The 13,802-nt window shown below is 56.3% G+C and carries 5 protein-coding genes; 1 reads left to right on the top strand and 4 read right to left on the bottom strand.

Annotated features, from left to right (window positions below):
• Positions 1-344: 344 nt before the first annotated feature.
• The 4 genes from ACGY09_RS02290 to ACGY09_RS02275 all read right to left on the bottom strand — a co-directional run bounded on the left by ACGY09_RS02290 (position 345) and on the right by ACGY09_RS02275 (position 6,782).
• Entirely contained in the window at positions 345-1,670 is a 1,326-nt protein-coding gene (locus tag ACGY09_RS02290; protein ID WP_397570316.1) for a Gfo/Idh/MocA family protein, read from the bottom strand.
• Between the two features lie 216 nt (positions 1,671-1,886).
• Positions 1,887-3,038 carry an acetyl-CoA C-acyltransferase gene (locus tag ACGY09_RS02285; RefSeq protein ID WP_397570315.1) on the bottom strand — a complete coding sequence of 384 codons (1,152 nt, stop codon included), beginning with the start codon at positions 3,036-3,038 and terminating at the stop codon, positions 1,887-1,889.
• A 62-nt stretch (positions 3,039-3,100) separates the two neighbouring features.
• Entirely contained in the window at positions 3,101-3,541 is a 441-nt protein-coding gene (locus ACGY09_RS02280) for a hypothetical protein (protein ID WP_397570314.1), read from the bottom strand.
• A 10-nt stretch (positions 3,542-3,551) separates the two neighbouring features.
• Positions 3,552-6,782 (bottom strand): DUF1553 domain-containing protein, encoded by a 3,231-nt coding sequence (locus tag ACGY09_RS02275; RefSeq protein WP_397570313.1) that lies wholly within the window; start codon positions 6,780-6,782, stop codon positions 3,552-3,554.
• Between the two features lie 345 nt (positions 6,783-7,127).
• On the opposite strand from ACGY09_RS02275, the gene ACGY09_RS02270 reads away from it, so the two are divergent.
• Positions 7,128-13,271, top strand: a complete 6,144-nt coding sequence (locus tag ACGY09_RS02270) for an alpha-2-macroglobulin family protein (protein WP_397570312.1) — start codon at positions 7,128-7,130, stop codon at positions 13,269-13,271.
• The last annotated feature ends 531 nt before the right edge of the window (positions 13,272-13,802 follow it).

Raw genomic sequence — 13,802 nt, 5'->3', positions numbered from 1 at the left:
CAGACGTTCCCCTCCAGCCCTACGCCATAGACGCCACGGCAGGGCTTGCGACGTATCCCTAGTGCATTTCAATCACCAGTATCAGAAGGCTTGTTTCAGGTGGCGGTCATTAACCATGTCTCTGGTATTGGTGACGGAACTACTCTCGCAGCACACGTGCGGTGAGGGTGCAACTGCTGCGCCGCCGAGGGGAGAGCGCCTGCGAGAGATCGCTCGGAAAGCCTCGAGTGATGGACGTGCGGAACCGGGGAGACCGCGCAGAGGATCGGAACCTCCTGGCCCGGCGAGCTGATTCTGGAACTCTGACATTCGGGTTGATCACCGTCCGTCGCTGTTCATCACTTTCAAAGCGACGCCGCGGGCTTCGCCCAATGTTCGCGATATTCCCGTGACAAGAGCTGTGAGGCTTCCGCATCGTCTCGAATCGTCTCGGTGGCGGGGTCGAAGTTCAGAACGCGGCCCGTGCGTGTGGCAATGTTGGCCAGGTGGCACAGCGATGTGGACAGGTGATTGATCTCGATATCGGCGTTCGGGCGTTTCCCGGTGCGGATGCAATCGAGGAAGTTCTGATGGTGTGCGGCGAGATCCGGGCCCGCGCCGGATGACTCTTCAATGAGCTTGTTCTTCGGACCCGTCAGCCGGAACCTGCCGGACTTGCCCATGATCATCATGCCGGATGTTCCGAAGAATGCATTTCCATTTTCGAATCCCTCCTGCACGCAAGGGGACCAGATTCGCTGTTCGTAGACTAGCTGTTGGGGTCTGCCCGATCGCGATGCCCCGGGATACTCGAATGCGACGTACTGGGTATCTGCATGCTGCTGGTCGTCATCGAAGAAGCATTTTCCCCCCAGAGCGGCGATGCGACTCGGATGAGTCGTGACGCCCAGGCCCCACCGGGCAATATCGATGTCGTGAACTCCGTCATTTCCAATATCTCCGCAGCCAAAGTCGTACCACCAGCGCCAGATTCCGGGCAGGAAGTTGGATTGGTAGGGCCGTTCGGGGACCGGCCCCAGCCAGAGATCGTAGTCGAGATTCCTGGGTGGTTGTGAAGGCTTTTGTCGTCCAATGCTGCCGCGAAGCTGGCTGTTCCACGCCTTGGCGACGAGAATTTCTCCAATGATTCCGGAATTCATTTTTTCGAGTGCGGCGGCAATGAAGGGCGTGCTGCGGCTCTGCGTGCCGACCTGCATCACCACATTGTTCTTACGGGCCGCCTCGATCATCAGCCTCCCCTCACGCAGATTGTGTGAGCAGGGTTTCTCAACGTACACATGCTTTCCCGCATTCGCGGCGAGAATTGCTGCTGGCGCGTGCCAATGGTCCGGAGTGGCAATCCACACCGCTTTGATGGCACGATCATCGAGGACTCGTCGCATGTCAGAGACGACCTGAGGGGCATGCCCGGTCTTCTGCATAATCGTCTCTGCCGCTTTAGCAGCACGGTCTGTGTCGACGTCACAGACATAAGCGAGTCGAACGGACGAATTCCCGACCAGTTGGTTGACGTGCGCCATCCCCATTCCGCCGGGCCCGATGATCGCAACAGGCAGGGGCTCTTCTTGACGATCTGATGAGTCCGCAGCAACTCCTGCTGCGGCATAGAGCGACGCGGCAGCGACCGACCCGACTGATTGACCCAGAAAATCGCGTCGTGATTTGGTCATAAGCTCACCCTTGTCAGAGCACCCGGAACGGATAAGAGGTCACTGATGAAGAATGCTACCGAATTCGTGTCCAATCTGTAATGACACCGGGGATGGCGGATTGACAATCTCGGCAATGTAAAAGGACCACGGCGTGCGAACAAAAACAAAACCGGAGGGACCAATTCGATTCCTCCGGCCTCGTTCAAAATCATGCGGTTCGCTCAGGCTCGTGAATTACAGCGACTCGAACGCAGCGGCGATTCCCATTCCGCCGCCGACGCACAAGCTGGCAAGTCCCGATTTCGTGTGACCCGCTGCGATCTGCTGAGCAAGATGGACCGCGAGCCGTGCACCGGAGGCACCGATCGGGTGGCCGACTGCAATCGCTCCGCCAAAGGAGTTGACCTTCTCAAGATCGACCTTCAGTTCGCGCTGGCAGGCGAGTGCCTGAGCAGCAAAGGCTTCGTTGATTTCGATGCGAGCGAAACGATCAACGGTCCAGTCATGCCGCGAGCAGAGCTTTCTGATCGCGTGTACCGGCCCCAGCCCCATCCGCACCGGGTCACAACCCTGCACCGCACCGCCAGAGAGTCGTGCCAGAATGGGCCAATTGTGCTTTCGGGCGAACTCGCCATTAGCGACGACAAGCATGGCGGCGCCGTCGTTGATCCCGGAAGCATTCCCTGCAGTGATTGTCCCGGACGGATTGAATGCCGGTTTCAGACTTGCCAGTTTGTCGAGCACCGTGTCCGCACGGGGGTGTTCGTCTTGCGTTACCTTACCGACGGGAATCACTTCGTCAGCAAAGGCATTCGCGGCGGCTGCGGCGGCATATTGCTTCTGGCTGCGTAGCGCGAACGCATCCTGATCACCTCTTGTGATCTGATAATCCTGCGCAAGTAACTCGACGGAAACACCCATGTGCTTGTGGTCAAAGCTGTCGACCAGTCCATCCTGCAGCAATGAGTCGACGAGAGTGCCGTCGCCCATCTTGTAGCCTTTCCTGGCCTTTGGCAGCAGGTAGGGGGCGTTCGACATGGATTCCGTCCCGCCACACAGAACAGCATGACTGTCGCCCGCGCGAATTGCCTGGGCGGCCAGCAGGACAGCCTGCAGACCCGAGGCACACATCATATTGACCGTGTATGCGGGAACTTCCAGCGGCAAACCAAGTTTCACGCCGACCTGACGCGCCAGGTTCATGCCGAGTCCCGCAGCGAGGACATTCCCGACAATGACCTGATCAATCAGTTGACGATTGATATTCTGAAGGGCGGCCTCGCTCGCCGCGCAGGCCAGCTCAACGGCAGACAAATCCGCCAGCCCGCCAAGAAAGCGTCCGATGGGAGTTCGTTTTCCGGCAACAATGACAACTTCTGTAACCACGTGAATTCCTCTTGATGATTCTGTGCGACGGGTTTGCTGTCCGGCGTCGTCGCGGGTGCTGCTTAATTTCTCTGAAGATCGTCCCAGCGGATTTCCAACGCGACGACCCCGAACAATCCCCCGGGCAGTCCTGGGGATTGGCCGGGATCAAAATCAATCTCGACTTCCAGCGTATTGAACGAGTTCATGTTTGACGTGACCTCGACTTCGATCGACCCTCCCTGAGCGTCGAATTCGCCGAGCTGACGTTGATTCAGGCGGATTCTTGTCTCTCCTCGAATGCCTGAAAACGCGAGGAAGATACGCTCATGCGGCTCAAGATTGGAGGGCCGGTGGAATTTTCTCTGGAATCGAGCTGTTCCGCCCTGGTCGCCGAAAAGCTCTCGCCACTCCTTTGGCATTGTGTGCGTCTCTGGCTTTTGTTCGGCGTCCGAGTGGAGTTCATTGACCTGCGGAGGGAAAACTTCCCAAGGTCCTTTCAATTGAATTCGATGTGCAGGCATTCAATTCCATTCAGCGTTTGGTGACGCATTCGTCAAAGTTCAGAAGGGTTTCCACGACGACAGCCAATGCCGCAACCTCCGTGGGATTGAGGTGTTCGTTTCGCGGTGTTTCACCCACGCTGAGAAATTCTCGTGCGGCTTCCGGCGCGGAGGCGAAGTACCCCTGCTGATCCCGATAGAGACGGGTCAGAATCTGCAGCTCATCGGGTGACGGCTGGCGCGAGAGAACCTGACGGAACGCTTTCCGCAGTCGCGACTCAACGCTGTCGGTCTCGTCGCGAGTCAATATCTCTGAAAGTACGCGAGCGGCTTCCACGAACTGCGGATCGTTGAGCAATACTAAAGCCTGTAGCGGCGTGGCAGTTCGTTCGCGCCTCGCCGTACAGACTTCACGTCCCGTGGCATCGAACGCCAGCATGTTGGGGGGTGGGGAGGTCCGTCGCCAGAATGTGTACAAGCTGCGGCGGTAGAGTCCCGGGCCGTGCGACTGAACATAGTGTTTGCCCGTGCCTGCTTCTTCCCACAAACCGGCTGGCTGGTAAGGCATGACGCTGGGGCCCCCGATCTCGGTCACCAGCAGCCCACTGACAGCCAATGCGTTGTCACGCAATTGCTCGGCCGAAAGTCGATACCGGGGGCCGCGGGCGAGGAGTTTGTTGTCAGGATCGTCGATAAGCAGTTTCGAATCGCCCGGCTGAGAGGACTGCCGATACGTGGCGGAGAGCACAACCTGTTTGCAGAATCGCTTCACATTCCATCCATGCTCGACAAAGTCGCGGGCCAGCCAGTCGAGCAGTTCGGGGTGCGAGGGGGACTGTCCCTGGCCACCGAAGTCCTCGACGGTCACCGTCAGTCCCCGTCCAAAAAAGAGACTCCACAAGCGATTGACCGCGACGCGACTTGTCAACGGATGCTGCGGACTGGTCATCCATCTCGCCAGTCCGAGTCGATTGCGAGGGGCCTCTTCGGGGAAGGGCAGAATGCTCGATGGAACGTCGGCAGTGACAATGTCGCCCGGTGCGTCGTAGGCGCCCCGTTTGAGGATGCGCGTCTCTCGTGGCTGGGGTAGTTCGACCATCGCCATGATCTGGACCACGTTCGAGGCTAGTTCGTTCTCTTCGCGGCGAAGCCGAGTCAACTCACTTAAGGCTTGCCTGTAAGGTTCATCGAACCGCAGCAGATAGTGCTCAAACCGGGCCTCTTCGGCCAGCGTTGACGTTTCGGGAAGGGGAGCTTGGCCCGGCGGTGTGACCTGCCGGCTGAGACCCAGAACTTCCAGTGCAGACAGTTCCTGATCAAACACGAAAAGTTCGTCGATCGCGCCGCCCCGAAAACCGACATCGCGCATCCGTGCTCCTAATGAGAGTTCGATGGGTTGAGCGACGTAATCACCCGATTCCTTTCGGTACCGGATATCACGCGTCAACTTGTCACGGACGACGCTCAGTCGAGCGGGTTGTCCGTTGAGGTAAATGTGCACACCTTCAGCGTGACTGCCGCCGTCGTACGTCACGGCGATATGGGTCCATTCGCCCGCTCGAACCGCCTCTTCAGACTCGACCTGGATGGCGTTTCCGGGCCAGAAATGGATCAGCGAGAACTGCAGTTTTACGTTGTCAAGTACCATGGAGTACCCACGAAATGCAGCGTCTTCTGCCGCCAGACACTGGTGCAGCAGAATAACTCGCGGCTTCAGCTCCGCTGGCTTGATCCAGACTGAAATGCTGAACGGGGACGTTCGACCATATTCTCCGGAACCGGTTCCAGGAAACGCGTCGTCACCGCCAAACTTGATTGCTTGACCGGAAACCCCCTCAACCAGGGTGTTGTCGCCGTTCGGCGTCGCGCTGTCGAAGGAGAGATGCAACTTCGCGACAGGCCCCGTCTGTCGCTGCGGCTCGTTGGGGTTCGCCGGTTGCGGTGCTGCGTCCGTGGATTGACCGACGAACTTTGCGAGCGTGGTTACGTCGGTGGTCGTGAGTTTTGAGAGGGGATGATCTGCGAACCGGCTGCTCGCTTCCGTGCGGATCTGTTTGAGTCCTTCTTCCCGTTGTCGGATTTTTTCCTTCAGCGCGATGTGCCTGGACTTTTGATCCTCGTTGTAGAGCGGAATCGTGGGTGTGGGAGCCGTTTCGGTGAAGTGCGAATACAGTCCGTGTTCGTCAATATTGGCGAAGAATGCGGCCAGACTGTAAAAATCGGCCTGAGAAATTGGGTCGTACTTGTGATCGTGGCAACGGGCACATTCAAAGGTCAGGCCCAGAAATGCAGTTCCATTGGTCACGACGCGATCGGCGATGTAGGACTGACGGAACTCTTCTTCCACGCTCCCCCCTTCATTCGTCTGACGATGCAAACGATTGAACGCTGTCGCCAGCCGCTGGTCGGGAGTGGCATCGGGAAGCAGGTCCCCCGCAGTTTGCCATGTGATGAATTGATCGTAGGGCAGATTGTCATTGAACGCGCGAATCACCCAGTCGCGCCAGGGCCATAAGTGTGTGTCGCGATCACTCTGGTAACCGAACGTGTCTGCATAACGGGCGACGTCGAGCCATTCATTCGCCATACGCTCACCGAATTGCAGCGATCCCAGCAATCGATCGACAACCTTCTCGTAGGCTTGGGGAGAACAATCGGCGAGAAACAGATTAAGTTCAGCGGGTGAGGGGGGCAGACCGGTCAGATCAAAACTGACGCGCCGCAGCCACGTCTCGCGAGTCGCTTCGCTGGCATGCGCGACTCCTTCTTTCGTCAGCCGATCCAGTACGAATGCGTCAATGGGGGACTTGACCCAGTCCGATGTCACCCCGATGGGAGGGATCGAGATCTGTTCGGGAAGGGGAATGAAAGACCAGTGTGGCTGATAAACTGCCCCTTCCTCGATCCATCGCCGGAGTAGATTTTTCTCGTCCAGAGTGAGTGGTTTGTTGAACTTGGGCGGTGGCATGATCGTGTCGTCGTCATGCGAGAAGATTCGTTCCACCAAGGGACTCTGGTCAGGTTCTCCCGGCACTATTGCGCCGGCGGCCATGGCTGCGTCTCGCTGGTCCAGTCGCAGATCGGCTTTTCTGGCCAGTCTGTCCAGTCCATGACAGGCGAAGCAGCGGTCAGAGAGAATGGGACGAATGTCCCGATTAAAGTTGATCTCATCACTTGCGGTACAGAACGAGCCATTCAACAGCGCCAGGGACAACATCGCGATGATCTGGTGACGCTGATTCAATGCAGATTCGTGCTTCATTTTGGATCCGCTTGAGATTTCGGGAACAAAACCAAAGTATCTCGCATCCAAGTCACTTTCGCCAGCAATTCAAGCGATGTCCGCAGCCCCTACAAAGTCAAAAACAATTTACGATGGGAGTGCAAACGTTCTTCGCAGAGCCTTTGAGGTACCTGATTCCAGCGAAATTCACCCTGTAACCGTTCGCAAGCGGCCATGGAAGCTGCGGTCACAGGTGCGATCAATCACAGTGCCTGTGCGGCCGGGAGAATTCGGCATCTGTGACATCTGGAAGACAGTCAAGTATACTGGCACCTCGGGTCGGGAGGACCTGCTTTCCCCATCTCTCAAGGAATGGTTCCTATCATGTCAAAGTTGACGTTCCTGCTCAGTGCGCTCTTTTTCTGCGTTGTCTCATGGTCGGCGCTGGCCGAGGAAGCGGGGGATCCTGTGAATCGCAGTGCGGTACGGAAAGAGTTTGAGGCCGGAAACTTCAAAACAGCCTATGAAGGTGCCCGCAAGTTGTTGCTCGATGAGAAGTCGGACGCCGCGAAGGTCGGCGGGGACCTGGCCCTCGCGGTGCAGTCTCTTCAGAACCTGGGCCGGACGAATGAAGTCGATGAACTGATTGAGGCCGCCGTCAAGACGCACGCCTCCAATTGGCGGTTTCTGGCAGATGCGGGTCGACAGTACGGCGATGTCCTCGTTCACGACGGTTTCCTGATCGCCGGCAAGTTCGAGCGGGGATCCCACCGTGGCGGTGGTCAATACGTGACGGCGGCCAATCGTGACCGAGTTCGGGCTCTTCAGCTTTTCCAGCAGGCCCTGCCATTGGCGCTCAAAGATCCCGACCATAAGGAGGTGGGAAGGCTCTTCATCGACTTTGCTCAGCAGATCAACCGCGTCGCACCATGGAAGTTGCAGACGCTTACCGATCTTGCGGTATTGCCCGATTATGAAGAACAAAGTCCGATGCGCTGGCGAGGGAGGGGGCCATGGGATGAGAGTTCCAAAGGTGCCCCGGTTGATGCTGAAGGTCATCCCGTTCTCCATCAGCTTCCCGCGTCATGGGAGGCTGCAACGACCGACGGAGAACGCTGGCGCTGGGCGCTGATGCAGGCAGTCGAATTTGATAAGACGCTGCAAAACCAAGTCGACTTTTCCTTCGCTCAGTTTCTGCATCAACATTTCGGCGTCCAGACAATCGCCTGGTTGCAGCGGGGTTCGGGACGAAGTGACGACGTGGATGAAAGCGGTCCCTTCGTAGTACAGTCACTCAGCGACGACGAGACAATTGCGAAGCTGGCGACGGGCGTGAAACGCTTCAAGCTGCCCGATGAATTCAACCCCATCAAGCTCTTTCAAACGATTGCGAATCGCGAGCAGAAAGACAGCTACTCGCCTGCTGCGGCCGATCAATTGGCACAGATTTACGAAGATCGTCGACAGTACAAGAAAGCGGCTGCCTCCTGGACGTCGGCGATTCAGAAATTCGGTGCGCAAGAACATCGTCAGCCCCGACTGGATCAGATCGTGAAGAACTGGGGGCGGTTCGAGAATCTGACGGTGGCACCTGCCGGGCGCGGAGCCGTAGTCGATTTCCGTTTCCGCAACGCCAGCGAGGTCTCATTTGAAGCTCGTGTCGTGAAGATTGATAAGCTGCTCGAAGACGTGAAGAGCTACCTGAAATCGTCTCCCGCTCAGCTCGACTGGAGTAAATTCAATATCCAGGATCTTGGCTATCGCCTGGTGACTGAGAACCAGACAGAGTACCTGGGCGAATCCGTTGCCACCTGGAAGCTGGATCTGAAGCCAAAGCCGGATCACTTCGATGATGTTGTTACAGTGACGACCCCGCTCCAGAAGGCGGGAGCCTATCTTCTGACGGGACGTCTGAAGGACGGCAATGTCAGCCATGTCATCGTCTGGCTTGCGGACACGGTACTCGTGCGAAAGCCGCTCGATGGAAAGTCGATGCATTTCGTCGCCGATGCCGTAACAGGCCAGCCGATTGCAAATGCCAATGTCGAGTTTTTCGGGTGGAAGCAGACCCCCGTCGACAAGAACCAGTCACGCTGGAAGTTGACCACAACGAATTTCTCTGAGTTTACGGACGGTAACGGACTGATCTCGCTCCCCTCGAAGCGAATGCCGAACGATCACCAATGGATGATCGTTGCCAGGACGAAAGAAGGGCGACTGGCTTACACCGGCTTCACGCACTCATGGTGGGGACAGAAACATGATGAGGAGTACAACGCGAAACGCGTATACGCCATCACGGATCGGCCGGTCTACCGCCCGGAACAGACAGTGAAATTCAAGTTCTGGATTCAGACAAGCAAATATGATGTGGCTGACAAGGCAGAGTTCGCCAATCGTGAGTTCAAGGTCCTGATCAGTAATCCTCAAGGAGAAGAAGTCTTTCAGAAAGTCTTCACGACGGATCATTACGGCGGGCTCGAAGGGGAATTCCCGCTGCCGAAAGGTGCGATGCTGGGAACGTATCAGCTTGTTGTTCAGAACGAATTCAACCAGGGAGGTTCGTTCCGGGTCGAAGAATACAAGAAGCCAGAGTACGAAGTCAAAATTGATGCGCCGACGGAACCCATCGCACTTGGCGAAAAAATCACGGCGACAATCAAGGCAAAGTACTTCTTCGGTGCTCCGGTCACCAAGGCGAAAGTGAAATATAAGGTTCAACGATCTGCGCATGACAGCCATTGGTATCCCATCGCCAACTGGGACTGGCTCTATGGACGTGGATACTGGTGGTTCGCGTCGGACTACACCTGGTATCCGGGCTGGAGTCGCTGGGGCTGCGTTCGACCCAAAGGATGGTGGATCGGTCACAACCCAGCTCCGCCCGAACTGATCACAGAACAAGAGGTAGAGATCGGCGAGGACGGAGAGGTCCGTGTCGAGATCGACACCCTGGCCGCGAAAGAAATTCACGGCGACGAAGATCACTCCTACACCATCACGGCAGAAGTGGTGGATGAGTCACGTCGAACGATCGTCGGGACTGGGAATGTTCTCGTCGCCCGTCAGCCTTTCAAAGTCTTCACCTGGGTCAACCGAGGTCACTACCGTGTCGGCGATGACATTCACGCTTCGTTTCAGGCCCACACGCTTGATAATAAACCCGTCAAAGGGACAGGAGAGCTGACGCTCTTTCAGATTTCTTATGACGCGGATCAAAAGCCGGTCGAAACAGCGGTGCAAAGCTGGAAACTGGATACGAACGAACAAGGGCATGCCCAGCAACAGATCGCGGCAAGTAAAGCGGGACAATACCGTCTGTCGTACAAGCTGACCGATTCGAAACAGCATTCGATCGAGGGAGGATATGTTTTCGTGGTACGAGGCGACGGCTTCGACGGACGAGAGTTCCGCTTCAACGATCTGGAACTGATCACGGACAAGCAGGAATACGCACCAGGTGACACTGTCAATTTGATGGTCACGACGAACAATCCAGATGGTTGCATCGTGTTGTTCATCCGCCCTTCGAATGGAGTCTACCTTCCACCGAAGGTGATTCGCCTGAAAGGCAAGACGACAGTCGAAGAAGTCGCGGTGATTCAAAAGGACATGCCGAACTTCTTTCTGGAAGCGTTTACGGTCTCGAACGGCAAGTACCATCAGGAGACTCGCGAGGTCGTTGTTCCCCCGGAAAAGCGGATCATCAACGTCGAGGTGCAGCCATCCGCCACGGAGTACCAGCCGGGTGCTGATGCACGGGTGCACGTGAAACTGACCGACCCGACCGGCGAACCGTTCGTGGGATCCACTGTGCTCACCGTTTATGACAAGACCGTCGAATACATTTCAGGTGGAAGCAACGTACCTGAGATCAAAGAGTTCTTCTGGAAGTGGCGTCGTAACCATTTCCCGCAGGGCGACAACACCCTGGATCGCTCGTTCAGCAATCTGATCAAGACTGGCGATATTCCGATGAATGACCTCGGAGTCTTTGGCGGCCTCGACGCAGGAATATCGGGCGATCGCATCGTCTTCCTTTCAGCGGGCAGAGGGCGTGCAGCAGGCGGTCAGAAAATGATGGCAGCACCTGCCGGGGCCATGATGCGGGGAGCGATGCCCATGCCTGCCGCCATGGAGGCGGACTTCGCGTCAACAGGGTCCGTAGAGACGCCGGACGGAGCTGTTGAAGGTGCGATGCAGACTCCCACAATCCGTTCGAATTTCGCCGACACGGCGTTCTGGACGGGTTCGCTGACGACCGATCAGTCAGGTATGGCGGAAGTCAGCTTCAAGATGCCCGAAAGCCTGACCGGCTGGAAGGTGAAGACCTGGGCGATGGGACTGGGCACGAAGGTCGGACAAAGTGAAGTCGAAGTTACGACCAGAAAGAATCTGCTGGTCCGCCTGCAAGCTCCACGATTCTTCGTCGATAAGGACGAGGTCGTCATCAGTGCAAACGTTCATAGCTATCTGAAGTCTGCGAAGTCGGTGGAAGTCACGTTGGCCGTCGACGGCAAGCTTCTTTCGCTGATCGAATCGAATGAACCAAACGGCGGAGAAAATCGCACATGGCCATTGAAGCAGACGATCTCGCTCGAACCGGGAGGCGAGCAACGCGTCAACTGGCGCGTGAAAGTCGCGTCCGAAGGGGTGACTGAAATCACCGTCAGTGCTTTGACAGACGAAGAGTCTGACGCGATGAAGCTATCATTCCCGGTCTATATTCATGGCATGTTGAAGACCGAGTCGTTCAGTGGAGCAATTCGCCCGACGGATTCTGCGGGGCAGGTGACGTTCGTCGTTCCCGAAGCGAGGCGGCAAAATGAATCCAGGTTGGAGGCAAGGTTCTCACCGACTCTGGCAGGAGCGATGGTCGACGCACTTCCTTACCTCGTCGAGTACCCCTACGGGTGTACCGAGCAAACGTTAAATCGTTTCCTGCCGACGGTGATCACGCAACGACTGTTGCTGAAGATGCAACTGAATCTCAAGGACATTCAGGCCAAGCGGACCAATCTGAACGCTCAGGAAATCGGCGATGATGTCGAACGGGCAAAGGGCTGGAAACGCTTCGATCGAAACCCTGTCTTCGACGAAGAAGAGGTTCGATCGATGGTCAAGGAGGGACTCGAGCGACTGACATCGATGCAGGTGTCGGACGGTGGTTGGGGATGGTTCAGCGGCTACGGAGAACGCTCGTGGCCTCACACGACCGCCGTGGTGGTGCACGGTCTACAGGTCGCAAAGGCAAATGATGTCGCGATTGTCCCCGGCGTGCTGGAGCGGGGAATCGAATGGCTGACTCGCTACCAGACTGAGCAGGTCGAGAAACTCAAGAACTGGGGCAAGAAGGATGTTCCGCAAAAGCAGCATGCCGACGCTCTTGATGCGTTCATCTACATGCTGCTGCTGGAAGCAGATGTTTCCAATAGTGCGATGGATGAGTTTCTGTTCAGAGATCGAGTTCAACTGCCGGTCTACGCGAAGGCACTCTACGGTTTGGCCCTGCATCGACAGCAGCAGACAGACAAGCTGAAAGTGGTGCTCGAAAACATTGAGCAGTTTGTCGTCGAGGATGAGGAAAACCAGACCGCCTATCTGAAGCTGCCGCAGGAAGGGTGGTGGTACTGGTACGGAAACGACATTGAAGCGAATGCGTACTATCTGAAGTTGCTGTCGAAGACCAATCCGAACGACCGGCGTGCTTCGCGGTTGGTGAAATACCTGCTCAACAATCGGAAGCACGCGACATACTGGAACAGTACTCGTGACACGGCCCTGTGTATTGAAGCCCTGGCCGAGTATCAGCAGGCCAGCGGAGAAGACAAGCCGAACCTCACTGTCGAAGTCTGGCTTGATGGTCAGAAGCAGAAGGAGGTCAAAATCGATGCCTCAAACCTCTTCACATTCGATAACAAGTTCGTGCTTGAGGGAGACGCTGTGACGACCGGAAAGCACACACTCGAACTCAAGAAGCAGGGAACCGGCCCACTTTACTACAACGTCTATCAGACCAATTTCACTCTGGAAGATTTCATCTCTCGAGCCGGTTTGGAAGTCAAAGTGGATCGCAAGTTCTATAAGCTGACTCGGGTCGAAAAGAAGGTCGACCAGCAGGGAGCCCGAGGCCAGGCCGTCAAGCAGCAGGTTGAAAAGTTCGAACGAACAGAACTTCCGAGTCTGAGTGAGCTGAAGAGCGGTGATCTGGTGGAAGTGGAACTCGAAATCGAAAGCAAGAATGATTACGAGTATCTCCTGTTCGAAGATCTGAAGGCCGCCGGGTTCGAACCTGTCGAAGTTCGAAGTGGCTACAACGGGAATTCGATGGGGGCCTTCGTTGAGTTCCGGGATGAACGAGTCACGTTCTTCGTCCGACAGCTGATGCGAGGTAATCATTCGCTCAGCTACCGATTGCGGGCCGAAACTCCCGGTCAGTTCAGCGCTCTTCCTGCAAAAGCAAGTGCCATGTATGCGCCCGAGCTGAAAGGGAACAGTGACGAGATGAAGGTGAAGATCATCGACTGATTGGTGCCAGATTGACTGACTGAAACGACCCCATTCGAATTCGTTCACTGCGGCATTGCTTTTCTGGCGATCCGCGGTGAACGCCGAACTGGGGTCGGTCTGTTTTCTGATACGGAATCGCGTGGGAAGAACAGCGAATCGAAGGAAAAGCCTGGTGCTGAGACCACTCAGGGGCGACCGGATCTGCGGCACCCAGTCCTGCCGCAACATTTCCGCAGGTATGGAATTCGAATACCGCCGACTGAGGCCCCGAAGGATTCAGTGGCAGAATGGTATCGGTGCCCAATTTTTTGAGACCTGGTTATAATGCCGACGAAGTACAGCCGATCTTTCAATTGCGGAACGGATGCGTCAATTGAGAGCCGCAGTGAGTCCTTCGTTTCATGAGGAACTGGTCGCTTACGCGAAAGCAACAGGGATCACCTGCAGAACATTGTTCGAACTTAAAACCGAGTAAGCAGACGGGGAAAAAGACGACGTGTTGGACAAATCGAGAGAGTGGCCTTGCTCGTGCCGCCGTCGAGTTGCATC

Origin of the sequence: Schlesneria sphaerica, assembly GCF_044336245.1 — a bacterium.
GTDB lineage: Bacteria > Planctomycetota > Planctomycetia > Planctomycetales > Planctomycetaceae > Schlesneria > Schlesneria sphaerica.
Note: the sequence above shows the minus strand (reverse complement) of the source record. Positions and strands in the feature narration are given on the sequence as shown.